Source organism: Mesorhizobium sp. ES1-4, assembly GCF_020164745.1.
Taxonomy (GTDB): domain Bacteria; phylum Pseudomonadota; class Alphaproteobacteria; order Rhizobiales; family Rhizobiaceae; genus Mesorhizobium.
On sequence record NZ_JAIUGV010000001.1, the window covers coordinates 389,411 to 413,135 of the forward strand.

Below are 23,725 nucleotides of genomic sequence, written 5' to 3' on the forward strand. Positions count from 1 at the left end.
GTGATTTGCCCGGCCATGCGCCTCATTTGCTCCATGAAAAAAGCCCCGTTTCCGGGGCTTTTTCAACTTTCGCGGGCTCAGCCCTTTCTGGGCAGTTGCGGTACGAGGCTTCGCTTACCGCCGTCCTTGCCCTTGGGCTCGGGCTTCTGCGCCACGACCTTCTTTGCCGCGGGCTTCCTGGCTGCGGCCTTGGGTGGCTTCGGCGCGTCTTCCGGCTCTTCCTTCTTGGGCTTCACCGGCGCCTCGTCGGCAAGCGATTCGAGCTTGAGGCCGGTCTCGCCGGTTTCCTTCTTCTCGACGGTGACGCGCACCGTGCCGCCCTTCTTCAGCTTGCCGAACAGCACCTCATCGGCCAACGGCTTCTTGATGTGCTCCTGGATGACGCGGCCGAGCGGACGAGCGCCCATGCGTTCGTCATAGCCCTTGTCGGCGAGCCAGGCGATCGCGTCCGGCGACAGGTCGAAGGTGACGCCACGCTCGGAAAGCTGGGCTTCCAGCTGCATGACGAACTTCTGCACCACCTGGTGGATCACCGGCACCGGCAACGAGCCGAACGGAATGATCGCATCGAGCCGGTTGCGGAATTCCGGCGTGAACAGCCGGTTGATCGCCTCGACATCGTCGCCTTCGCGCTTGGTCGAGCCGAAACCGATCGCCGCGCGCTGCGCATCGGATGCGCCCGCATTGGTGGTCATGATCAGGATGACATTGCGGAAGTCGATCTGCTTGCCGTTGTGGTCGGTCAGCTTGCCGTGGTCCATCACCTGCAACAGGATGTTGAACAGGTCCGGATGGGCCTTTTCGACCTCGTCCAGCAGCAGCACGCAGTGCGGATGCTGGTCGACACCGTCGGTCAAAAGGCCGCCCTGGTCGAAACCGACATAGCCGGGAGGCGCGCCGATCAGCCGCGAGACGGTGTGGCGCTCCATATATTCCGACATGTCGAAGCGGATCAGCTCGACACCGAGCGAGGCCGCCAGCTGCTTGGCGACTTCGGTCTTGCCGACACCGGTCGGGCCCGAGAACAGGTAGGAGCCGATCGGCTTTTCCGGTTCGCGCAGGCCGGCCCGCGCCAGCTTGATCGCCGAGGTCAGCGCGGTGATGGCGGTGTCCTGGCCGTAGACGACGCGCTTGAGCTCGATGTCCAGGCCCTGCAGCACCTTCTCGTCATCGGCCGAAACCGTCTTCGGAGGAATGCGCGCCATGGTGGCGATCGTCGCTTCGATCTCCTTGATGCCGATCGTCTTCTTGCGCTTGGCTTCCGGCACCAGCATCTGCGAGGCACCCGTCTCGTCGATGACGTCGATCGCCTTGTCCGGCAGCTTGCGGTCGTTGATGTAGCGCGCCGACAACTCCACCGAGGCCTTGATCGCCTCGGTGGTGAACTTCACCTTGTGGAATTCCTCATAATAGGGCTTCAGGCCCTTCATGATCTCGATGGCATCCTCGATCGTCGGCTCGTTGACGTCGATCTTCTGGAAGCGCCGCACCAGCGCGCGGTCCTTCTCGAAGAACTGGCGGAACTCCTTGTAGGTGGTCGAACCGATACAGCGGATCGCGCCCGACGACAGCGCCGGCTTCAACAGGTTCGACGCATCCATCGCGCCGCCCGAAGTCGCGCCGGCGCCGATCACGGTATGGATCTCGTCGATGAACAGGACGGCGCCCGGATAATCCTCAAGCTCCTTGACGACCTGCTTCAGCCGTTCCTCGAAGTCGCCGCGATAGCGCGTGCCGGCCAAAAGCGTGCCCATGTCGAGCGCGAAGATGGTGGCATTGTGCAACACTTCCGGCACGTCGCCCTCGACGATGCGCTTGGCCAGACCTTCGGCGATCGCCGTCTTGCCGACGCCGGGGTCGCCGACATAGAGCGGGTTGTTCTTGGAACGGCGGCAAAGCACCTGGATGGTCCGGTTGATCTCGCTCTCGCGGCCGATCAGCGGATCGATCTTGCCGGCCTTGGCCTTGTTGTTGAGGTTGACGCAATAGGCGGTCAGCGCGTCCTGCTGCTGCTTCTTCTTGCCGCCTTCTTCCTGCGGCTCGGCGCCGTTATGGCCGCCCTGCTCGTCATCGGCGCCGCGCGGAGTGCGGTTCTCCGATGCGCCCGGACGTTTGGCGATGCCATGCGAGATGTAGTTGACCGCGTCGTAACGGGTCATCTGCTGTTCCTGCAGGAAATAGGCGGCGTGGCTCTCGCGCTCGGCGAAGATCGCGACGAGCACGTTGGCGCCGGACACTTCCTCGCGACCGGACGACTGCACGTGGATCACCGCGCGCTGGATCACGCGCTGGAAACCGGCCGTCGGTTTGGAATCCTCATCGTAGCCGGTGACCAGATTGTCGAGCTCGGTATCGATGTAGGTCAGAACGGTATGCTTCAGCTCGTCGAGGTCGACGTTGCAGGCGCGCATGACGGCGGCCGCCTCGGTGTCGTCGATGAGCGCGAGCAACAGGTGTTCAAGGGTTGCATATTCATGGTGCCGCTCGTTGGCGAGCGTCAGCGCTTGATGAAGCGCCTTTTCCAGGCCTTGGGAGAAAGCCGGCATGTTACCTCACTTCTTCTCCATCACGCATTGCAGCGGATGCTGATTCTGTCGGGCGAAATCCATGACCTGGGACACTTTGGTCTCGGCCACCTCGAATGTATAGACCCCGCACTCGCCCACTCCATGATTGTGAACATGAAGCATGATGCGTGTGGCAGCTTCGCGGTCCTTCTGGAAAAAACGCTCCAGCACGTGAACCACGAACTCCATCGGAGTGTAGTCGTCGTTGAGGATGAGGACCCGGTAAAGGCTGGGCTTCTTGGTCTTGGTTTTGGTGCGCGTGATAACCGCCGTCCCACGGCCGGCCTCATTGCCGTCGCCGCCGCCGTTCTGCATCCGCGCCACTCGTCTCGTGGCAGTCAAACCGATCGTCACGTAATCCTGCCTCTTCGAATCCTCATGCGAGTTCGACATGTAGGTGTTCGATGGACGATTTTAAGCCCTTCTGGTTAGCTGACAATATGGCTAGGTGACCAACGTGGCGGATTTTCGCAATCGTGAAGCGATACGCTGTCGCGGCGCGGGAATTGGCATGAAAAAACCCGGCCGCGTTTCCACGACCGGGTTTTTTCCCGCACCCAAAGGGCGGGATCTGCAATTCTCGGGCGAAAATTACTTCGCCTTGGCAACGATCGATTCGAACGGCTTGTAAGCCTCCTTGGCGAGTTCGGCATAGAGGTCACCGATCTTGGTGGCCTCGGCCACGAACGCCTCGTAGGACTGCTTGGCGTATTCGGACTGGATCTCGATCGCCTTGTCGAGCGACTTGGCCGAGAACAGCTTCTCGAAAGCGGCGCTGCCGGCCTCGAAGCTCTTCTTGGTATATTCGCCGGCCTCGGTGGCGATCGCCTGAGCGCCCTTCGACAGCGAAGCGAAGCTCTTCAATCCGGTGTCGGCAAACTCTTTGCCGTATTTGCTGAAATCTTCGTAGGTCTGGGTCATTTCCTGATTCCCTTGACGGTTGCCTGTTCATAAGACGGCGCCCTGCCCGGGCGGCGTTTGTGCAATGCACGTAAATATATTGTGCACTGCACAAAAAGTCAACATTTTGTCCGCGTCGATGCACAGCCCGAAGGCCGATGGCTAAGATTCGAATAAAGAGAGCTTCAAGCCCGAAGAAAATGGTGAACGCGGCGGTTACCATAAACGGATTGGTAACGCTGCCCCGCTAGCTTGGCCGGAAGTGAGGCAGGATCCCTTTGCCGCCTCCAGCGCAACAAGAAATTCAAAGGAACTACCAGTGCGTCAGGCGTTGTCGGGCATCGTTTTCAAATCCGCGTCCCCTCTCAAAACGATCATGATCCTCGCCATGGCGATGACATTCGTCGTCGCGGGTGCGGCATCGTCGCTGGCGGCGAAGTCGGCCGCCATCGTCGTCGACGCCAAGACCGGCAAGGTGCTCTACTCGGCGAACGCGGACGGTCGGCGCTATCCTGCCTCTCTGACCAAGATGATGACCCTCTATCTGACCTTCGAAGCGATGGCGAAGGGCAAGATCAGCAAAGACTCGCCGGTCGTGTTTTCGGCCCATGCGTCCGCCGAGGCGCCGACCAAGCTCGGCGTAAAGCCAGGCGAATCGATCACGGTCGAGACCGCGATCCTGTCGATAGTCACCAAGTCGGCCAACGACTCGGCGACCGCGATCGGCGAAATGCTCGGCGGCAACGAAACCAACTTCGCCCGCATGATGACGGCCAAGGCGCGGCAGCTCGGCATGAACGGGACAGTCTTCCGCAACGCCAACGGCCTGCCCGACCCGGGGCAGTTCACCACCGCGCGCGACATGGCCACGCTCGGCATCGCGCTGCGCGAACATTTTCCCCAGTACTATGGCTATTTCGCGCAGCGATCCTTTCTCTACGGTCGCCAGCGCATCAATGGCCACAACCGTCTGCTCGGACGCATCAAGGGCGTCGACGGTATCAAGACCGGCTATACCCGCGCCTCCGGTTTCAACCTCGTCTCGTCGGTGGCCGACGGCAACCGCCGCCTTGTCGCCGTCGTCATGGGCGGCACGTCGGGCGGCAGCCGCGACAACCAGATGGCAGCCCTGATCAACACCTATTTGCCGAGGGCCTCGACCCGCGGTGGCGGCGACCTGATCGCCAAGGCGGACAGCAATCCCGTCAGCGCACTGGCGAAGGTTCTCCTGCCCAAGCATGACGCGCCGATCCCGGACGAAAAGCCGGTGGCCGTGGCGGAAGCCGATACGGCTGTCGCCGATGACGCGACCGTTGCCCAGGGCGACAGCGAGGACGAGGATACCGCCGAGGCAGAGGCACCCAAGCTGGTTGTCCCGGCAAAGAAGGTTAAGACGGTCATCGTCTCCACCCCCAAGGTCGACACCGCTCAGGTGGTGGCCGCCTATGCCGAGCCTGCCCCGGCCACCATCGATCCGGTCAGCACCGCGTCGGTTCCGTCAGGCTGGGCCGTCCAGGTTGCCTCCTCGCCCAAACAGTCCGACGCCCAGGCTTTCCTCGACAAGACCACCAAGCAGGCGCCCAAGGTGCTGGCCGACGCTTCCGCCTTCACCGTCGCTTACGACAACGATGGCGTCACCTACTACCGCGCCCGTTTCGGCGGCTTTGGGTCGAAGGACGCAGCCTGGAATGCCTGCACCGCTTTGAAGAAGAAGAAAATCGAGTGCTACGCCGTCCAGCAATAGGACGGCGTGGAACATATCTCCCGGAAAAATACTGCGTCGAAGGAGACTAGTTGTGATTGGAGAGCAAGACGTCCTTGGCTTCGTTAATCCGCGCCGCCAGGAAAGACGTGCCGCCGACATCGGGGTGCAGGCGCTGCATCAGGCGGCGGTGCGCCTTGCGGACATCCGCCGCGGCGGCCCCCGCTTCAAGACCAAGGACCTTGTAGGCCTCCTCCTTAGTCATGGCGCCCGGACCTGGCGCAACACCCAGCCCTTCGCCACCGTCCGTCTCAGCGTGTTTGCGCCAGACGGGAAATCTGCCGTCAAGATACGTCTCTAGCAGTTGCCGGCTCTCCGGGTCGCCGGAGAGCTCGCGATAGAGATGCTGCAATTCCGCAAGGGTCATCGAGCCAAGCATCTTGCCATCGTGGCGGCCGGCCAGGACCAGCCCTTCAAGGCCTCCCGTATCGTGATCGAGTTCCATCTCGAGTGCTGCTGTCCGCACGGTTGAGCGTTTCCCAGCAGCCGGCCTTGCACTTGGCCGGCCCGTATGTGTGGCGCCGTACCAGGCAATTGCCACGAACAGGATGACGCCGCCGATGCCTTGACGCCCGACCAGGAGCACGGCACCGCCGACCAGCGCCAGCAGGATCGGCCCCCATTTTCTCATCCCGCCTGCGAGTTGCGCCGGATCCGCGCGGAGAAAGGCCGTAGCTACCCCCAGGAGCACCAGCAACAACGCGACCACAACGACAATTGCGCCTAACATTTCCCATCGCCCCGCAGGCATCCTGTCCGCCTGGACAGCCGAGTGATGTCCTTCAACACTTTTTCTGCGCCAGAATCATGGCCTTCACCCGACACCGCGGCCTGTGTCTACCTCGCCAGTCCTTCATCGCGCATGGGTTTCAAGATGTGGCGTTGTCGCGTCGCTTGCAAGTCCAGCGCGACGCTAGATTGGGGGCCAGAAGAAGCCCGCGCGGCAACGGGCGACCCTTCCGCTCAATGTCTAGAGCAAGCCGAGGTCGGCCAGTTCGCGCCTGAGTTTCGGCGGCATCTCCACCAATCCCGCCTTACCCCTGCCGAGATCGGGCGGGGCGTCCGCGGGCTTGAGATAACGCCAGCCCTGGAAGGCGCGGCGCGGCTGCCAGTCGGTACGCACCACCTCGGGATCGAGCATCAAGTGGCAACGGCCGATGCCATCGTCATCGGTGAACGGCCGGATTTCCGTGATCAACTGGCGACATTGCACGCTTCCCTTGATGACCCAATAGAGCGAGCCGCCATCGGTGACCTCGTCGCCGCGTGTCGGCATCATGCGGGTGGTGTGCCAATGTTCGGCTGGTTCGCCGGCACGGCGACGCTCGTCAAGGCGGAAGGCGATCCACTCTTCCAGATCCTCGACACTGTCGCAGCCGACGCAAAGCTTTAGGAGATTGAGAGCCATGCGCTAAGGTTTAGTCCGGAGCGCGGAGGCGTCAACGGCCTGACGGACTTCTCCACAGCGCCCGACGTCCCGTTCAACACTCCACGACATTGACCGCCAGCCCACCAAGGCTGGTTTCCTTGTACTTCTCGTTCATGTCGAGGCCGGTCTGGCGCATGGTCTCGATCGCGGCATCGAGCGGCACGAAATGCACGCCGTCGCCCTTGATGGCCAGTGACGCGGCCGTCACCGCCTTGACGGCACCCAGCGCGTTGCGCTCGATGCACGGCACCTGCACCAGCCCGCCGACTGGGTCGCAAGTCATGCCGAGATGATGTTCGAGCGCGATTTCCGCCGCATTCTCGACCTGTTCCGGCGTGCCGCCCATGACGGCGCACAGGCCGGCGGCCGCCATGGCCGAGGCTGAGCCCACCTCGCCCTGGCAGCCGACCTCGGCGCCGGAGATGGACGCATTGGACTTGATGATGCCGCCGACCGCCGCTGCCGTCAGCAGGAAGTCGCGGATGCTGGGTTGGTCCGCCTCGGGATGGAAATGCAGCCAGTAGCGCAGCACCGCCGGCAGCGTGCCGGCCGCGCCGTTGGTCGGCGCGGTGACGACGCGCCCGCCGGCCGCATTCTCCTCGTTGACGGCCATCGCATAGATCGACAGCCAATCATTGGCGAGCAGCGGGTTTGGCCGGTTCTGCTGCCATTGCTCCTGCAATTTGTCATGGAGCTGTCTGGCGCGCCGCCGCACCTTCAGCCCGCCCGGCATGATGCCGTCCTGCGAAAGGCCGCGATCGATGCAGCCCTTCATGGCGCCCCAGATGGCGTCCAGACCGGTGTCGAGCTCCTCGCGCGACATCTGCGTTTCCTCGTTGGTGCGCTTCATGTCGGCGATGGAAAGGCCGCTCTTGGCCGCCATCTTCAGCATCTCGGCCGCGTTCCTGAAGGGATACGGCACCTTCTTGCCTTCGGTCGTGACCGAGCCCTTGGCCTTCATCCGCTGCAGCTCTTCTTCCGAAACCACGAAGCCGCCGCCGATCGAATAGTAGATGCGTTTGAGCAGCAACCGGCCGCCGGCATCGTAGGCATAAAACGCCATGCCGTTGGCGTGACCGGTGAGCGGTGTCTTGCGGTCGAGTACCAGATCGGTGGCTGGGTCGAAATGATACGAGGGGTGACCGGGCGGTGAAATCAGCTTGTCGGCGCTGATGCGGCTGACAATTTCGTCGGCCTGATCGGGGTCGACCGTTTGCGGCGTCTGGCCGGCAAGGCCGAGAACGACGGCACGGTCGCTGCCATGGCCGATGCCGGTATAGGCGAGCGAACCATGCAGGCTGGCGCCGATGCGGTCGACCTTGGCGCCGGCGGGACGCGGCCAGTCGTCGCCGGCGACCTCGTCGAGGAAGCGGCGCGCAGCGGTCATCGGCCCCATCGTGTGCGAGCTGGAGGGGCCGATGCCGATCTTGAACAGGTCGAAAACCGAAAGGAACACGCTGTCTCCTGGGTCACGTCGAGGACTACATATAGGAATTCCCGCGATGTTTCCGCTCTTTTGACAATCGCGGCGCAGCACCTGCCGACCTTGTTTGCTCCGGCAGCGACATTGATTGCCGGGTCATCGGTGCACGACTATCCTGTCTGGACGCGGAACGTGGTTTCCGGCCGCCGAGAACGCCTTTGGGTCACCAGGACCGACGTGGTTGTCGAAGCCTATCAAAGGGAAGCTGCCGAACCCTCGCCGCTGCCCGGCGCCGGAAACGGCCGATCGATGCGCCCTGAAAGCCAATAGGCGAAAAGCCCGATCCACTCGCGAACCGCAATCGTGGTTGCCTGCAGCGAGTCGGACGGGTTGTCTTGGAACAGTCCGATCCCCTCCTTGCCCGAAGTGCGATAGTCGACTGGCCACGGAACGGTTGGAAAACCGGCCTTGTCGAACAGCGCCTTGGCGCGCGGCATATGAAAGGCTGATGTTACCAGCAGCCACGTCTCGCCCGGTTTGGGTTTGACCAGTTCGCGGCTGAAGACGGCGTTTTCGTAAGTGTTACGGGACTTGTCTTCGAGAATCAGCCGATCGGCCGCGACACCGAGCGCCTCGAGCAAACGCGGGGCGGTGTCGGCATCACCCTCGCCCTCGAACAACAGTGAGCCGTTTCCACCGGAGACGACCACTTTTGCCTGCGGAAAGCGCCTGGCGAGGATTGCGGTCTCGACCATGCGATCGCCGCCGCTGTTCAATTCATAGCCGCCACGCGCGAGGTTGATGGCGCCCTCGAAGCCGCCGCCGAGCACGACGATGCCGTCCACCTTCTGTGGCAGCGGCGGTTTTGGAAAGCGCTCTTCCAGCGGATTGAGCATCACGGCGCCGAGCGACGTCCAGGCCGACAGCGCAAGGACCAAGAACGCCAGCACACTGCCGGTGACAGCAAGTCGCCGCCGGCCGATCATCGCCGCGATCAGTCCCGCCAAAAGCAGGAAGATCGTCAAGTTGAGCGGCTGGATGAAGAACCAGAATATCTTGGAAAAGTAATAGAACATCGCTCAACCCCTACAGCGCCTAGGATGCTGTAATGCCTTGGTCCTGCGCATGATCCTCTCCGAAAATCGATCGCGATTTTTCGGCGTCATGCATCAGGCGAGCGATACCCTTACCACCACTTTTCCGGCTGGAATGTGCCGGCCGCCTGCTCGATGACGGCGGCGGTCTGGAACAATGTTTCTTCCTCGAACGGCCTGCCGATCAGTTGAAGGCCGAGTGGCAATCCCTTGGGGTCGAGGCCCGCAGGCACGGCGATGCCGGGCAGGCCGGCCATGTTCACGGTGACTGTGAAAATGTCGTTTAGGTACATCTTGACCGGATCGGCGGCCATGTCCTCGTCGGCGATACCGAAGGCGGCGGATGGCGTAGCCGGTGTCAGGATGACATCGACGCCGGCGGCGAAGACGTTCTCGAAGTCGCGCTTGATCAGATTGCGCACCTTCTGTGCTTGCAGATAGTAGGCGTCATAATAGCCGGCGGACAGCACATAGGTGCCGATCATGATGCGGCGCTTGACCTCGCGGCCGAAGCCGGCGTCGCGGGTCTTCTCATACATCTCGACGATGTCCTTGCCCGGCATGCGCAAGCCGTAGCGGACGCCGTCATAGCGGGCGAGGTTGGACGAGGCCTCTGCGGGCGCGACGATGTAGTAGGCCGGCAGCGCGTATTTGGTATGCGGCAGGGAAATGTCCACGATCTGGGCGCCGGCATCCCTGAGCCAGGCAATTCCCTTCTGCCACAGCGCCTCGATCTCTTCGGGCATGCCGTCGACGCGGTATTCCTTGGGAATGCCGACCTTCATGCCTTTGATCGGCTTGCCGATCGCAGCTTCGTAGTCCGGCACCGGGCGGTCGACGGACGTGGTGTCCTTCGGATCGACGGAGGCCATGGATTTCAGAAGAATAGCGGCGTCCCGCACGTCGCGGGCGATCGGGCCGGCCTGGTCGAGCGACGAGGCGAAGGCGACGATTCCCCAGCGCGAGCAGCGGCCATACGTCGGCTTGATGCCGACCGTACCGGTGAAGGCGGCCGGCTGGCGGATCGAGCCGCCGGTGTCGGTGGCGGTTGCACCGGCACACAGGAAGGCCGACACGGCGGTCGCCGAACCGCCGGAAGAGCCTCCCGGCACAAGGTGGGCATTGTCCAGGCTGCGCTGGGTTTTCGTGCCGCCGGCCGACACGAAACCGCCATCACCCTGATGTGTCGTCGGCATCACCACCGTATCGACGCGCGAGCGCCGCCACGGATTGATGACCGGGCCATAGTAGGAGGTCTCGTTGGACGACCCCATGGCGAATTCATCCATGTTGAGCTTGCCCAGCATGACCGCGCCGTCGGCCCACAAATTGGATGTGACGGTCGATTCATAGCGCGGCTTGAAGCCGTCGAGCACGTGGCTGCAGGCCTGGGTGTGGACGCCTTCGGTACCGAACAGGTCCTTGATCCCGAGCGGAATGCCTTCCAGAGCACCGCCCTCGCCCTTGAGCAGCCTTGCGTCGGAGGTCTTGGCCATGTCACGCGCCTTGTCGCCGGTCACCGCGACATAGGCATTGAGCGCCGGATTGGCGCGATCGATCGCCAGGAGATAGGCTTCGGTGATCTCGGTCGCGGTGATTTCCTTGGCGCGCAGCTTGGCGCGGGCCTGCGAAATCGTCAGTCGGGTCAGGTCGCTCATCAAAGGCTCTTTTCGTAAAATACCGACCACTCGGAATCGGGATAGTCCAGTACCGGACCGCAGCGCGAGAACCCGGCACGTTCGTAGACGGTCCAGGCGGCGGGATGGCGATCGCCGGTCTCCAGCACCAGCCGCTTCAGCCCTTCATCGCGCGCCAGCGCCTCGACCCGCTCGACGATCCCGGCGCCAATCTTGCGGCCCCGGTGCGATGGCCTGATAAACATGCGCTTGACCTCGCCGATGGCGTCGCCATGCCGCTTCAGGACGCCACAGCCAATGGCGATACCTTGGTCGCGAGCGATGAAAACCGTCGTGTCCTCGCCGGCCATCTGCTCGACCGTCAGATGATAGCAGTGCTCCGGCGGCGTCAATTCGAGCAAGGTTTCGTTGAGTTCGATGACCAGGCCGCGAACGTCGTCCTGCAGCGGCGTCTCGATGGCGATCTCTATTGCCATCGGCGCCTTACTCCACGACCTTCGGCACGAGGAAGAAATTCTCGTCGGTCGCCGGTGCGTTGGCGACGATGTCAGCCGCCTTGTTGCCGTCGGTGACGACATCGCCGCGCTTCTTCATTTGCATCGGCGTCACCGAGGTCATCGGTTCGACTCCGGAAACATCGACCTCGTTCAGCTGCTCGACGAAGCCGAGTATGGCGTTCAGTTCGCCGGTCATGCGCTCGGCATCTTCCTCGCTCACCGCGATGCGGGCGAGATGTGCGACGCGCTTCACTGTCTTGACGTCAACGGACATGTATTTGCCTCGGGGAAAACCAGTTCGGGCTATAGCGGCGCGGCGCGCGGCGCGCAACATGCATCGTGCGAAGCCTAGGCCGGCGTGCCGACGCGGTCCCCGGGACGGCGCAAGGGATTTGGCAATTCAAAAAAATGCTGCTTTGCCGGGCACATGGCGCAGGCATCCTCCTCCTCCAACGCGGCGAACGCCAGCAGTTCGGCATCGGAGCAACCCTGCTCAAGCGGCCGGTAGGCGAGATAGGGATCCCATTTCTCGGACAGCCGGTATTTCGCCTTCTGCATCGGCAGATAGGCCAGCGGCGCGCATTTCGAGATCTGTCCGTCATGCAGTTGCTTGCAATGGCGAGCCGGGCAGATTTCCCAACTGGCGCGAGGGGCGCCGTCCTCGAAAGGCACCATGGCATTGCCGAATCCTTCGTACCGCCGGGTCCAGATCTTGTCTGACGGACGGACCTCGACAAGCAGCTTGTGGTCTCGCCGCCATGCCTCCAGCAGATCGAAAACCGGCTTCAGCCGCTCCCGGTATTCCTCGGAATCATGATGCACCGAGACGATCAGTCGCGCGTCGGGATCGGCGGCAAGGACAGCCGGCAGTGTCGGATGGCGATGCAGAAAGAAGCCGTTGGTGACGATCTCCAGGCTGGCGCGCGGCCAGTGACGCCGCACAATCCCGACAAAGCCAGGCAGTTGCGGGTGAATGCTGGGTTCGCCTCCCAGCAGCACGAACCGCTTGACCGACACGCGCTGGCTCCACAGCCCCATCCAGCCGTCCGCCTCCTTGAGCGAAACTATGCCGGCATGGCCATGGTTGGAGTAATGCGAACAGCTTTCGCACGACAGATTGCAGCCATGCGCGACATGCAGTTCCAGCCGCTGGAACACCGGCCGCTCAGCGCGAAAAAACGATCTGACACGGCCCAGCATCGTCATGGCAGGGCAATGCCCTCGCACAGACAGCAGCTGCCGCCGTTGCCGCCTTCGACGAAACCACCGGCGGCGAGCGCGGGCGACACCGCGACAACCATCGATATGCAAAGAGATCGCCCCAAGGCCATGGATTTGTTCCGCTTTGGTCGTTCTAGATGGTAATCGTCTCCCCAATTTTCGGCAATGCGAGCTTCACCCCGGATCCTTCCAGGCCGGCTTCGAACTTCTCAGCCGTCGGATCGATCATAGGGAACGTGCCGAAATGGCAAGGGACAACCGTGTCGAATTTGAAGAAGCGGCGGCAGGCTAGCGCTGCCACCGCGCCGCCCATGGTGAAGCGATCGCCGATCGGAACGATGCCGATCTTCGGCTCGTGCAACTCGTTGACCAGCGCCATGTCGGAAAAGATGTCGGTATCCCCCATGTGATAGAGCGTCCTGTCTTCTGGAAAATGCAGAACCAGCCCACCGGGATTGCCGAGATAGACGTTCTTGCCGCCGTCCTCACCAAAGGATGAGGAGTGCAGCGCCTGGACGAAGGTGGTGGTGAAACCGCCACAATCGACCGTGCCGCCGATGTTGCCGGGATTGATCTTCTTGTCGCTGACGCCCTTGCCGACCAGGTACATGCAGATCTCGAAATTGGCGATCAGTTGCGCGCCGCTCTTGCCAAGCACTTCCACGGCCCCGCTGATGTGGTCGCTATGTCCGTGCGTCAAAAGAACGTGCGTGATTCCTTCGGCCGGCCCTTCCCAACCGCCCGTCCACGACGGGTTGCCGATCAGATAAGGGTCGATCAGGATTTTCGCGGCACCGGTTTCGATGCGGAAGGCCGAGTGGCCGTACCAGGTCAGTTTCATGAATGCATTTCCTCGATTTTTGCCGAGCCAAAGGATAGAACGCCGATAGCCCCGAGATCAAAGGGTATAGTGCCCGCCGCGCGTCGGGAAAGACGCAGGCCGCCGAAAAAGACGAGGGAAAACCGTTGGCTGTCATCACGATTGAGCAATTGCCGGCACGGCTCGTCGACGGCAGGACCCTGGCGGGGCTCGATCTCGGCGACAAGACGATCGGCGTCGCGGTTTCCGACCGGGGTTTTTCTTTCGCTCACCCCCGCCCGGTCATCCTCAGAAAGAAATTCTCGCTCGATGCCGCCGCGCTTTTGGCGTTGCTGGAGAAGGAGAATGTCGGTGCGGTGGCGATCGGACTGCCGATCAACATGGACGGGTCGGAAGGCCCACGCGCACAGAAATCGCGCGCCTTCGTGCGCAACATGGCGCAACTGAGCGACCTTCCCTTCGTGTTCTGGGATGAGCGGCTGTCGACGGTCGCGGCCGAACGGACGCTGATCGAAATGGACTTCTCGCGCGCCAAACGCGCCGGCAAGATCGATTCGGCGGCAGCCGCCTTTATTCTGCAGGGAGTTTTGGACCGGCTCCAGTCGCTCGATGCAGCCGATCGAACCGAACCGGACCCGTCCAGCGCCGCCTGACCCAGCCCAAAATCTCGCGACGCCTGCGAAACACCCATATCGCGACGAGCAGCAAGCCATCGAACACGCAAGCTTTTGCCACCATGCCGGGGATAATTGCCGGATCGATGCCGAGCAGCTGGCCATAGAGCTGGAACACGAAATCGTGCAACTGCCGGGTGAGCATCACATAGCCGAAGTTCATGTCGTTGAGCGACAGGTAGAACCAGCCCCAGAACAGCGCCATCGGGGCCGCCCACAATGCGAAGATGTAGCGCATCAGCGACCTCCCTCGCGGTTGGGCCCGGCGCGGCCCGATATCAGGGAGAGCAGTGAATTATGCGCCGCGGCCTTCGCCATGCTGTGCGCCCTGACGTGGAAATCGTCTTCGTCCAACGCGGCAACCGAACGCCTTTCAGCGAGCATCGCCACATAGGAGGCCAGAAGTGCGGCCAATTGCACGGCCACCACCATGAACAGGCCATTGATGCCCTGGGCCGCGCCGCCGATCAGCATCACCGACATCACGCCGGAGGCGGAAATAAAGGCGATGCGAACGACGCTGTCCGCGCCCGGGCTGGACGCATCGTTGATCAGCGTATCGACAAAGGCCCAGAAGAACAGCACCGCCACGACCAGAAATGCGGTCGCCAGCGGAGCGACCACGACGATGTCCTCCAGATTGATCAAGCGGGCGCTCTCGACTGTCACGCCGAGTATGCCAAGAACCGCCGCCACACCTCGATTTCCATCGATACAGATCAGCGCGAGCAGAGCGAAAACGATCGCCCAGTGCGCGCACAGAAATGAGGTCAATACGTGTCGCATCGTGATTCCTGCCTCGACAGGAATGACAGTGGGCTTTGCCGTTGGCCGCCGCAATGGAAACCATTTGTTAAGGTTAACGGCGACGGCGGGTCATCGAGGATTCCAACAACGCCCTCGGGCGATGAATGGCACCGCCGTCAATTCACCGGCGGATAGAGCGTATCGATGATCATGCGTGCATCGTGACGCGAATCGAGCATACCGTAGGTGTTGCGCCATTGGCCCGCGAGCCGCGTCTCGACGAAAGCATCGGCGATCCGCCCCGCCCCCAGCCGACGCAACTCGGCCGCCGCCGCCGACAGCGCAAGCTGTTCCGTCAACAGCCGGGCCGACCCCTCGTCGGTGGAAGCAACCTGCATGGCGGCCGTCAGAACACCGATCGTGCCACGTCCACCGGTGCCGAGGTCGCGGTCGATGCCGCCCAGCACTTCTTCGAAAAGGCCCGGCGCGCGGCCGAGCACGCGCAGCACGTCGAGCGCCATGACGTTGCCCGACCCTTCCCATATCGCATTGACAGGCGCTTCGCGGTAATAGCGGGCAAGCGGAGCTTCCTCCACGTAACCATTGCCGCCAAGGCATTCCATCGCCTCGTAAAGCAGCGGTGGCGCGATCTTGCAGACCCAGTATTTGACGACTGGCGTCATGGCGCGGGCGAACGCCGCCTCGCCGCGATCGCTCGCCGCCTCGTCGAAGGAACGCGCCAGCCGGAACGACAATGCGGTCGCCGCGGCAACATCGAGCGCCATGTCGGCCAGCACGCGTTGCATCAGCGGCTGCTCGATCAGGTTGGTCCCGAACACCTGTCGGTGGCGGGCATGGTGGATAGCTTCGGCCAGCCCCGCCCGCATGATCGCCGAAGACGCCACCGCGCAGTCGAGCCGGGTCAGCGTAACCATGTCCATGATCGTCTTGACGCCGGCGCCGGGCTCGCCGACCATCTCGCCGATGGCGTTGACGAACTCAACCTCGGAAGATGCGTTGGAGCGGTTGCCGAGCTTGTCCTTCAGCCGCTGGAAGCGAAAGCCATTGCCCGACCCGTCGCCGAGCACGCGCGGCACCAGGAAGCAGGACAGTCCCTCCGGCGCCTGCGCCAGCACCAGGAAGGCATCCGACATCGGCGCCGACATGAACCATTTGTGTCCCGACAGGCGGTAGAAACCGCTTCCGACGCGTTCGGCCCTGGTCACGTTGGCACGCACATCCGTGCCGCCCTGTTTCTCGGTCATGCCCATGCCAAGCGTCAGCCCGGTCTTCTCGACCGGTGGCTTCTGGCTCTGGTCGTATTTGCGCGTCGTCACGCGCGGCGCCCATTCGCGAAACAGTTTCGGACTGGCCATCAGCGCCGCCAGCGAGGCGCTGGTCATGGTGATGGGGCAAAGGTGTCCTGTCTCGAGCTCGGCGGTCAGGTAGAAGCGTGCGGCCCGAACCTGGTGGCGGCGGCCGATCTCGGCGTCGCCATTTTCCCAGACCGAGGAGTGCAGGCCGTTGGCCACCGAACGGCGCATCAAGGCGTGGTAGGCAGGATGGAACTCGACCAGGTCGATGCGCCGTCCCTGGCGATCGTGCGTCCTGAGTTTCGGCGTCTCGACATTGGCCAGGCGCGCCAGTTCCTGCGCTTCTTGCGTGAGCACGAAGCGGCCAAGCCCGTCGAGATCCTTGCGCACCGGATCCGAAAAGCGCTCGGCAAGCTGGATCAGCAACGGATCGCCTCGCCAGGCGTTGCCGCCCGTCAGCGGCGGCGGCTGGTTCGTTACGTCGTCGGTCACGCCCAATCCTTCTAGCCAGGCCTTCCAGAAAGACCCTATCGTCGGAAAGCCTCGAATCCGAGGCCATCGGCTAGATATAGCCAAGCGTTGCCGCGCGCGCGACGAAAATACCGGGGAGAACGGCGTCAATCCAAAGCGGGTGCTTGCGGGCGCGAAATCCGCACCCTATAGCAGCCCCTTGAGATGACCGACGCTTCGTCCCTGCCACTCTATCCTCACCGCCATCTTCTGGGCATCAGCGATCTTTCGCCCGCCGACATCGAGCTGTTGCTCGACAGGGCGGATCGTGCGGTCGCGATATCGAGGCAGTCCGAGAAAAAGACCTCGACGCTGCGCGGCCGCACCCAGATCAACCTCTTCTACGAAGCCTCGACCCGCACGCAGGCCTCCTTCGAACTGGCCGGAAAGCGGCTCGGCGCCGATGTCATGAACATGTCGGTTGCAAGCTCTTCGGTGAAGAAGGGCGAAACGCTTATCGACACCGCGATGACACTGAACGCCATGCGGCCCGATATATTGATCATCCGCCATCAGTCGGCGGGGGCGGCTGCCCTTCTGGCGCAGAAGGTCGGCTGCGCGGTGGTCAATGCCGGCGACGGCGCGCATGAACACCCGACACAAGCGCTGCTTGACGCGCTCACCATCCGCCGCGCCAAGGGTCCGCTGTCGAAGCTGATCGTGGCGATCTGCGGCGACATCCTGCATTCGCGCGTGGCCCGCTCCAACATCATGCTACTCAACGCACTCGGCGCACAGGTAAGGGTGGTGGCGCCCTCGACGCTGCTGCCCTCGGGCATCGACAGGATGGGCGTGATCGTTTGCCGCTCGATGGCCGAGGGCCTCAGGGACGCCGACGTCGTCATGATGCTGCGCCTGCAACGCGAGCGGATGGAAGGCGCCTTCGTGCCTTCGGTGCGCGAATATTTCCGCTATTTCGGCCTTGATGCCGAGAAGCTCAAGGCGGCCAAGGACGACGCGCTGGTCATGCATCCCGGTCCGATGAACCGCGGTGTCGAGATCGCCTCCGAAATCGCCGACGGCCCGCAAAGCGTCATCCAGGAGCAGGTGGAAATGGGTGTCGCCGTGCGGATGGCGGTGATGGAAGCGCTGCTCGATCCCCGTCGTAATCAAGAGGGCCGTAATCAAGAGGGCCGCGACGCATGAGCATCACGGTCTTTGAACGCGCCCGCATCGTCGACCCTTCGCGCGGCGTCGACGAAGTCGGTTCCGTCATCGTCGATGGCAAGAAGATCATTGCCGCGGGCAAGGCAGCGCTGAACCAGGGCGTTCCCCACGGCGGGACGGCAATCGACTGCGCCGGCAAGGCGATCCTACCAGGTTTGATCGATGGCCGCGTCTTCATCGGCGAGCCGGGCGGCGAGCATCGCGAAACCATCGCTTCGGCGAGCGTCGCCGCGGCGGCCGGCGGGGTGACGTCGATCGTCATGATGCCCGACACCGACCCGGTGATCGACAATGTCGCGCTGGTCGAATTCGTGCTGCGCACCGCCAGGGATACGGCCGTCGTCAACATCTTTCCGGCCGCTGCCATCACCAAGGGCCTCCACGGGCGCGAGATGACGGAGTTCGGCCTGCTGCGCGAGGCGGGCGCGGTCGCATTCACCGATGGCCGGCACACCATATCGAGCGCGCTGGTGATGCGCCGCGCGCTGACCTACGCGCGCGATTTCGGCGCTACCATCGTGCATGAAACGCAGGATGCCGACCTTGGGTCGTCGGGCGTCATGAATGAAGGCCTGTACGCCAGTTGGCTCGGCCTCTCCGGCATCCCGCGTGAAGCCGAATCCATCCCGCTCGAGCGCGACCTCGCGCTGGTGCGGTTGACGCGCGGTTCGTACCATGCCGCGAAGATATCGACGGCAATGGCGGCAAGCGCCCTGGCGCGGGCGAAGGCTGACGGCGCGGCGGTGACATCAGGTGTGTCGATCCACAATCTGTCGCTCAATGAAAACGACGTCGGCGAGTACCGCACCTTCTTCCGCCTGACGCCGCCGCTGCGCGCCGAGGAAGACCGGCTGGCCATGATCGAGGCGGTCAGGGACGGAACGGTCGACATCATCGTCTCCTCGCATGATCCGCAGGATGTCGACACAAAACGCCTGCCCTTCGCCGACGCTGCGGCCGGCGCCATCGGCCTCGAAACACTGCTAGGCGCGGCATTGCGGCTCTACCACAATGGCGATGTGCCGTTGCTCAGGCTGATCGAAACCTTGTCCACCGCGCCGGCGAAGCTGTTTGGGTTGCCCGGCGGCACGCTGAAGCCTGGCGCGGCCGCCGATCTCACTGTTGTCGACCTCGATGAACCGTGGATCGTCAGTGAAAGCGGCATCCGCTCGCGCTCGAAAAACACCTGCTTCGAGGGCGCACGGTTGCAAGGCAAGGTCTTGCAAACGCTGGTGGCGGGCCGCACAGTATTTTCCGCCTGAGCTGGCGGCAGCCGTGCGGCATCGGGTGGGGCCGGAGAAAATGCGGGGGAAACAATGAGTTATGGCCTGATCCTGGCGTTGGTGTTTGGCTATCTGCTGGGCTCAATTCCGTTTGGCCTGCTGCTCACTCGCGCGGCCGGCCTCGGTGACGTGCGCAAGATCGGCTCCGGCAACATCGGCGCCACCAATGTGCTGCGCACCGGCAACAAGGGGCTTGCCGCCGCGACCTTGCTGCTCGATGCACTGAAAGGCACGGCCGCCGTGCTCATAGCAGGCCATTTCGCGCCTGAAACGGCGGTCTGGGCTGGCCTTGGCGCCTTTCTAGGCCACCTGTTTCCGGCATGGTTGGGGTTTAAAGGGGGCAAGGGCGTCGCGACCTATCTCGGTGTGCTGGTCGGTATTGCCTGGCAGGTGGCGCTGATCTTCGCCGTCGTCTGGCTGGTGATGGCTTTTCTGTTTCGCTTCTCCTCGCTGGCAGCGCTTGCGGCCGCCGTCGCCGTCCCGATCGCCCTGTATTTCATGAGCACACCGCGCATCGCAGAGCTGTTCGTGGTGATGAGCATCATCGTTTTCATCAAGCATAGGGCCAATATTTCGCGCCTGCTTGCCGGCACCGAAGGCAGGATCGGAGCCAAGGGGTGAGCGAACCGGCCGCCGGGCCGCGTCTCACAGATCGCCAGCGGCTGAGCTGGCTGCGGCTGATCCGCACCCAGAATGTCGGCCCGGCCTCCTTTCGCGACCTGATCAACCGCTTCGGTTCGGCCGAGGTCGCGTTGGAAATGCTGCCGGAACTGATGATTTCCGGCGGCGCCAACCGGATCGTGCGCATCCCGTCCGTTGCCGAAGCCGAGGCCGAGATGGAGGCCGCGCGGCGGATCGGAGCACGTTTTGTCGGGATCGGTGAGGCAGACTATCCGCCGCTGCTGCGCAGCATGGACAATCCGCCGCCGCTGCTGGCGGTCAGGGGTAGTGCCGCGGTGTTCCGGTTGCCGGGGGTCGCCATCGTCGGCGCCCGCAACGCATCGCTCGCCGGCATCAAGATGGCGCGAATGCTGGCAGCCGATCTCGGAAGAGACGGCTACGGCATCATCTCGGGCCTGGCGCGCGGCATCGACACGGCCGCGCATCAGGGCAGTCTCTCGACCGGTACCGCCGGTGTTCTTGCCGGAGGCCTCGATCTGCCCTACCCGCCCGAAAACGCGGGCCTGTGCGATGAAATCGCCGAACGTGGCGCCATCATCTCCGAGATGCCGTTCGGCTGGCAGCCGCGTGCACAGGATTTTCCGCGCCGCAACCGCCTTGTCGCCGGTGCTGCCCTCGGACTGGTGGTGGTCGAGGCAGCCCAGCGTTCCGGCTCACTGATCAGCGCCAGGCTTGCCGGCGAGATGGGCCGGCTGGTCTTCGCAGTACCTGGCTCGCCGCTCGATCCGCGCGCGGCCGGTACCAACGGCCTGCTCAAGGATGGCGCCATGCTGGTCACCGAAGCTTCGGACATTTCCAGGGCGATCCTTCCGCTGACCGGCATGCGAGCGCCTGAGGTGCCGCCATTTGAAGACCCGCCTGACTTTTCAGCCACGCCACCACCGGGCGAAAGCGACCGCGCCAGGGTGATCGAGGCACTGGGACCGACACCGGTGCCGGTCGACGAGATCATCCGCCACACCGGCCTGCACCCGGCCCAGGTCTTTATGGTGCTGCTGGAGCTCGACCTCGCCGGCCGCCTCGAGCGCCACGCTGGCGGCAATGTTTCGCTGGTTTTCGGGGGAGCCTGACCGCTCTCAGTGGCGGCTGGTCTTTTTATCCCCGGCCTCGGCATAATCCCGTGTGTTAGCGCCAAAGAGATCCTTTTGGACAATCTGGCGCCAGACCTCGTCCGCGTCCCGCGGGAGCGACAGGTCGAAACTCGACGCGCTCTCCTGCGCACTCGGGAGCGATCGCCGACGTAGCCAGGCGGGCATGAACTCCGCGACAAGGCTGATGAATTGGGTCATCGCCGCCTCCTCCCTTTCATGGATGGACCAGACCGGATCCATCCACATTGGCCTGGCTCGCAGCACCCAGCCAGGCCAAAGCCTCGCCCACGCCGGAAAGCGCATGGCGCGCCGCCGTCGGCCCGCGCGGTTTGATGCGGATCGAAACGCCATCCATCTCGTTGATGACGTCGAAACCGTTTTCGTCCGAAGTATCGTCTCCGAGGAAGACCGGCCTGCGGCCAGCAAAAGCCCGCTGCTCCATGAAACGACGTATGGCTGCTCCCTTCGCTGCCTCCAGCGGCATCAATTCAACCCCGGCATTGCCTGCCAGCACCCTATATCCCTCGGGCAACCTGCCCAGCGCCTGTTCGACCAGTTGCGTCGCGCGCTGCAACAATTGCGGTGCCGCGCGGGTGTGGATTGCCAGGATCGGGCCCTTGCGCTCGATATAGACCTCCGCGCTGTCCAGCTCGGCTTCGATTTCCTTGGCAAGCGCCGCAATGTCGGCCGGCTCTCCCGCCGCCTCGACCGGACCATCACGCGTGAGCCTGTGCTCAAGGCCGTAAAGCCCGGCAGCGCGCAATTTCAAGGGCTGGAAGAGATGGTCGACCGCGGCGATCGACCGTCCCGTAATGAAGGCCAAAGCTCCATCCAGTTGCAATTCGAGCCCCGCCAACAGCGTCCGCAACTCATCGCTGACCACCACGGAATCCGGGTGCGCGGCATGTTCGAGAAGCGTGCCGTCGATATCCAGGAACAAGGCCCACGCATCGCGCGGCACCTTGGGCTCGGACGAGTTTGACAATGTCAACATCACAGCGCTGCCACACGCTTGCGGTCCAGCAACGATATCACGTTGCCAGGAGAACCGGGGCCAGGAGTACCGGGGCCAGGAGTATCGGGGCCGGAAGAACCGGGAGCCGCGTTGACGGCCCGATCGACCGCATCGCGTTTGCGCAGACGCGCCGCATCGAACAGCATGCTCCCCGCCCATCGATAGACATTGTTTTCGCGCACGACCTCACGCATGCGTTTCATGCGCTGACGTTGCTCTTCCGGTGACATGGTCAAGGCCTGCAGCAGGGCGTCGCCCATCATCGCCTCGTCATAGGGATTGACGATCAGCGCCTCCAGCAACTCCTTCGACGCGCCGGCGAACATGCTGAGCAGCAGCACGCCCTGTTCATCCTCGCGCGCCGCCACAAACTCCTTTGCGACCAGGTTCATGCCGTCGTGGAGGCTGGTGACCATGCAGACGTCGGCCGCCCGGTAAATCTCGTAGACCTGTGCCTGCGAGTGATGTTCGGTCACCAGCACCACGGGTGTATAGCCTTCCCGACCATGACGCAGGTTGATATCCTCAGCCTGGCGCAGACATTCCTCGTACAAATTCTGGTAGGCGGGCAAGGTGCCGCGGCTGGGCGCGGCGATCTGCAGGAACGCCACCTTGCCGATCCATTCCGGATGCTGTGTCAGCAGCACATCGAGCGCGTTGAGGCGATCGAGAATGCCCTTGGTATAATCGAGCCGCTCGACGCCCACGCACAGCCTCACATCTTCGGCCAGGCCGAATTTCTCACGAATGAGCCGGCGACATTCCGACACGGCAGGCAGCTTGCTCAAATGCGGCGGTTCCCATTCGATTGAAATTGGGTAGGCGTGAACAAGGCTGATCTGGCCGCCATAGGAGATGGCGGAATCCTCGCGCTCGATCCTGCTTTCCAGGAAACGGTCGACGCTATCGATGAAGTTGTTGCAATGGAATTGGGTGTGAAAGCCGACGATCGAACTGCCAAGCAATCCTTCGAGAATCCTCTCACGCCATGGGCAGATGCTGAACACTTCGGAATTCGGCCACGGAATGTGCCAGAAGGTGATGATGATCGCTTCCGGCAGACGCTCGCGGATCATCCGCGGCAACAGCGCGAAATGATAGTCCTGGACCAGCACGATGGGCCGTTCGTTGCGGGCCTCCGCGACGACGGTGTCCGCGAATTTGCGGTTGACAGCCTCGTAAGCCTCCCAGTCGGAAGCGCGGAATATCGGCCGTGTGAAGGCTATGTGGCAAAGCGGCCAGAGCCCTTCATTGGCAAAGCCGAGGTAATAGCCCTGCTGTTCTTCCTCGCTCAGCCAGACGCGGCGCAATGTGTAGGAAGGATTTTCAGGCGGCACCTCGACGCGGTCATTTTCGTCGACGACAAGCGCATCGGCCGAACCGCCGCCATAGGCGATCCATGTGCCCGCGCAGGCGCGCGTGATCGGCTCAAGCGCGGAGACCAGCCCGCTGGCGGGCACGACCAGTTGGATATCGCCGCCCTTGCGGTTGTGGATATAGGGTTCGCGATTTGAAACCACGATCACCTGCGCATCCGGGAGTTCCTTCGCCAAAATGTGACGCAAGATTTCCGGTGACCATTGGACGAGCGCGGCGGTCGCGGATTGCCCGTTCTTTTCGAACTCCCGCAACGGACTGCGAACGGGTTCTGGGTCGGCACTGGCGAGCTTCGCGTTTCTCGCCCTGCGGGCCCGCAACGCCATCACCGCTAGCGCGATGCATGAAATACCGACAGTTGCGAGAATGAAAAGCCATAGCGCGGCCGAAGGGACCACCAGATACGAACTGTTGTCGGGCATTTCGAATTGACTACCTTTCAATGGGACGCGGCAAATCCACCGACAGGAACTCCGGCATCCATGGCCTGATGGCCCAACGTTCCGCGCACATGATG

General features: G+C 63.0%; 24 protein-coding genes. 6 read left to right on the forward strand and 18 right to left on the reverse strand.

Features of this window, described 5'->3' with window-relative positions; all coding sequences use genetic code 11:
* Positions 1–77 precede the first annotated feature (77 nt).
* The 3 genes from clpA to LB556_RS02035 all read right to left on the reverse strand — a co-directional run bounded on the left by clpA (position 78) and on the right by LB556_RS02035 (position 3,488).
* A complete protein-coding gene (clpA, locus tag LB556_RS02025) occupies positions 78–2,546 on the reverse strand; it encodes an ATP-dependent Clp protease ATP-binding subunit ClpA (protein WP_224562638.1) in 2,469 nt (822 codons plus the stop codon).
* Positions 2,547–2,552: 6 nt separating this feature from the next.
* Positions 2,553–2,882, reverse strand: a complete 330-nt coding sequence (gene clpS, locus LB556_RS02030) for an ATP-dependent Clp protease adapter ClpS (RefSeq protein WP_010909565.1) — start codon at positions 2,880–2,882, stop codon at positions 2,553–2,555.
* Between the two features lie 276 nt (positions 2,883–3,158).
* Complete coding sequence (locus LB556_RS02035; protein WP_140891046.1) at positions 3,159–3,488, reverse strand: phasin family protein; 330 nt, start codon at positions 3,486–3,488, stop codon at positions 3,159–3,161.
* Positions 3,489–3,786: 298 nt separating this feature from the next.
* Between LB556_RS02035 and LB556_RS02040 the strand changes: the two genes are divergently transcribed.
* Positions 3,787–5,211: an SPOR domain-containing protein gene (locus LB556_RS02040; protein WP_224562641.1), complete on the forward strand. Its 1,425-nt coding sequence runs from the start codon at positions 3,787–3,789 to the stop codon at positions 5,209–5,211.
* A gap of 46 nt (positions 5,212–5,257) precedes the next feature.
* Here LB556_RS02040 and LB556_RS02045 read toward each other — a convergent pair whose 3' ends face one another.
* The 9 genes from LB556_RS02045 to LB556_RS02085 all read right to left on the reverse strand — a co-directional run bounded on the left by LB556_RS02045 (position 5,258) and on the right by LB556_RS02085 (position 13,371).
* Positions 5,258–5,959, reverse strand: coding sequence for a DnaJ domain-containing protein (locus LB556_RS02045; protein WP_224562656.1), 702 nt, complete (start codon positions 5,957–5,959; stop codon positions 5,258–5,260).
* Positions 5,960–6,199: 240 nt separating this feature from the next.
* On the reverse strand, positions 6,200–6,637 hold the full coding sequence (locus LB556_RS02050; RefSeq protein ID WP_224562658.1) for a DUF1489 family protein: 438 nt from the start codon (positions 6,635–6,637) through the stop codon (positions 6,200–6,202).
* A gap of 73 nt (positions 6,638–6,710) precedes the next feature.
* Entirely contained in the window at positions 6,711–8,114 is a 1,404-nt protein-coding gene (locus tag LB556_RS02055; protein ID WP_224562660.1) for an L-serine ammonia-lyase, read from the reverse strand.
* Positions 8,115–8,335: 221 nt separating this feature from the next.
* Complete coding sequence (locus tag LB556_RS02060) at positions 8,336–9,157, reverse strand: YdcF family protein (RefSeq protein WP_224562662.1); 822 nt, start codon at positions 9,155–9,157, stop codon at positions 8,336–8,338.
* A gap of 110 nt (positions 9,158–9,267) precedes the next feature.
* On the reverse strand, positions 9,268–10,833 hold the full coding sequence (locus LB556_RS02065; protein ID WP_224562665.1) for an amidase: 1,566 nt from the start codon (positions 10,831–10,833) through the stop codon (positions 9,268–9,270).
* Positions 10,833–11,288, reverse strand: coding sequence for a GNAT family N-acetyltransferase (locus tag LB556_RS02070; protein WP_224562668.1), 456 nt, complete (start codon positions 11,286–11,288; stop codon positions 10,833–10,835). Before LB556_RS02070 ends, LB556_RS02065 begins: the two co-directional genes overlap by 1 nt.
* Positions 11,289–11,295: 7 nt before the next feature.
* Positions 11,296–11,583, reverse strand: a complete 288-nt coding sequence (gene gatC / locus LB556_RS02075) for an Asp-tRNA(Asn)/Glu-tRNA(Gln) amidotransferase subunit GatC (RefSeq protein WP_224562671.1) — start codon at positions 11,581–11,583, stop codon at positions 11,296–11,298.
* A gap of 74 nt (positions 11,584–11,657) precedes the next feature.
* Positions 11,658–12,515 (reverse strand): radical SAM protein, encoded by an 858-nt coding sequence (locus LB556_RS02080; RefSeq protein ID WP_224562674.1) that lies wholly within the window; start codon positions 12,513–12,515, stop codon positions 11,658–11,660.
* 148 nt (positions 12,516–12,663) lie between these two features.
* Positions 12,664–13,371 carry a metal-dependent hydrolase gene (locus LB556_RS02085; protein WP_224562687.1) on the reverse strand — a complete coding sequence of 236 codons (708 nt, stop codon included), beginning with the start codon at positions 13,369–13,371 and terminating at the stop codon, positions 12,664–12,666.
* Between the two features lie 125 nt (positions 13,372–13,496).
* Here LB556_RS02085 and ruvX point away from each other — a divergent pair, with 125 nt between their 5' ends.
* Positions 13,497–14,003, forward strand: coding sequence for a Holliday junction resolvase RuvX (ruvX, locus tag LB556_RS02090; RefSeq protein ID WP_224562699.1), 507 nt, complete (start codon positions 13,497–13,499; stop codon positions 14,001–14,003).
* Here ruvX and LB556_RS02095 read toward each other — a convergent pair.
* From LB556_RS02095 to LB556_RS02105, 3 genes are all read right to left on the reverse strand, one after another.
* Positions 13,921–14,262 carry a DUF6105 family protein gene (locus LB556_RS02095; RefSeq protein ID WP_224562702.1) on the reverse strand — a complete coding sequence of 114 codons (342 nt, stop codon included), beginning with the start codon at positions 14,260–14,262 and terminating at the stop codon, positions 13,921–13,923. The genes ruvX and LB556_RS02095 overlap by 83 nt on opposite strands.
* Positions 14,262–14,810 (reverse strand): hypothetical protein, encoded by a 549-nt coding sequence (locus LB556_RS02100; protein ID WP_224562705.1) that lies wholly within the window; start codon positions 14,808–14,810, stop codon positions 14,262–14,264. Before LB556_RS02100 ends, LB556_RS02095 begins: the two co-directional genes overlap by 1 nt.
* Before the next feature lie 137 nt (positions 14,811–14,947).
* The gene (locus LB556_RS02105; protein ID WP_224562707.1) at positions 14,948–16,576 is read right to left on the reverse strand and encodes a DNA alkylation response protein; all 1,629 of its coding nucleotides are present in this window, start codon (positions 16,574–16,576) and stop codon (positions 14,948–14,950) included.
* A gap of 183 nt (positions 16,577–16,759) precedes the next feature.
* Here LB556_RS02105 and LB556_RS02110 point away from each other — a divergent pair, with 183 nt between their 5' ends.
* Genes LB556_RS02110 through dprA form a run of 4 tightly spaced genes read left to right on the forward strand, consistent with a single transcriptional unit; the run spans position 16,760 to position 20,795 of the window.
* Positions 16,760–17,740, forward strand: coding sequence for an aspartate carbamoyltransferase catalytic subunit (locus LB556_RS02110; protein WP_224562709.1), 981 nt, complete (start codon positions 16,760–16,762; stop codon positions 17,738–17,740).
* Complete coding sequence (locus LB556_RS02115) at positions 17,737–19,023, forward strand: dihydroorotase (RefSeq protein WP_224562711.1); 1,287 nt, start codon at positions 17,737–17,739, stop codon at positions 19,021–19,023. Before LB556_RS02110 ends, LB556_RS02115 begins: the two co-directional genes overlap by 4 nt.
* Positions 19,024–19,077: 54 nt before the next feature.
* Entirely contained in the window at positions 19,078–19,665 is a 588-nt protein-coding gene (gene plsY / locus LB556_RS02120) for a glycerol-3-phosphate 1-O-acyltransferase PlsY (RefSeq protein ID WP_224562713.1), read from the forward strand.
* Positions 19,662–20,795, forward strand: a complete 1,134-nt coding sequence (gene dprA / locus LB556_RS02125) for a DNA-processing protein DprA (protein ID WP_224562724.1) — start codon at positions 19,662–19,664, stop codon at positions 20,793–20,795. Before plsY ends, dprA begins: the two co-directional genes overlap by 4 nt.
* Positions 20,796–20,801: 6 nt before the next feature.
* Here dprA and LB556_RS02130 read toward each other — a convergent pair whose 3' ends face one another.
* The 3 genes from LB556_RS02130 to LB556_RS02140 are packed head-to-tail and all read right to left on the reverse strand — an operon-like array spanning position 20,802 to position 23,630.
* Positions 20,802–21,014 carry a hypothetical protein gene (locus LB556_RS02130; protein WP_224562727.1) on the reverse strand — a complete coding sequence of 71 codons (213 nt, stop codon included), beginning with the start codon at positions 21,012–21,014 and terminating at the stop codon, positions 20,802–20,804.
* A 16-nt stretch (positions 21,015–21,030) separates the two neighbouring features.
* Positions 21,031–21,810, reverse strand: coding sequence for a trehalose-phosphatase (gene otsB, locus LB556_RS02135; protein WP_224562756.1), 780 nt, complete (start codon positions 21,808–21,810; stop codon positions 21,031–21,033).
* Complete coding sequence (locus LB556_RS02140; protein ID WP_224562759.1) at positions 21,810–23,630, reverse strand: trehalose-6-phosphate synthase; 1,821 nt, start codon at positions 23,628–23,630, stop codon at positions 21,810–21,812. Before LB556_RS02140 ends, otsB begins: the two co-directional genes overlap by 1 nt.
* Between the last annotated feature and the right edge of the window lie 95 nt (positions 23,631–23,725).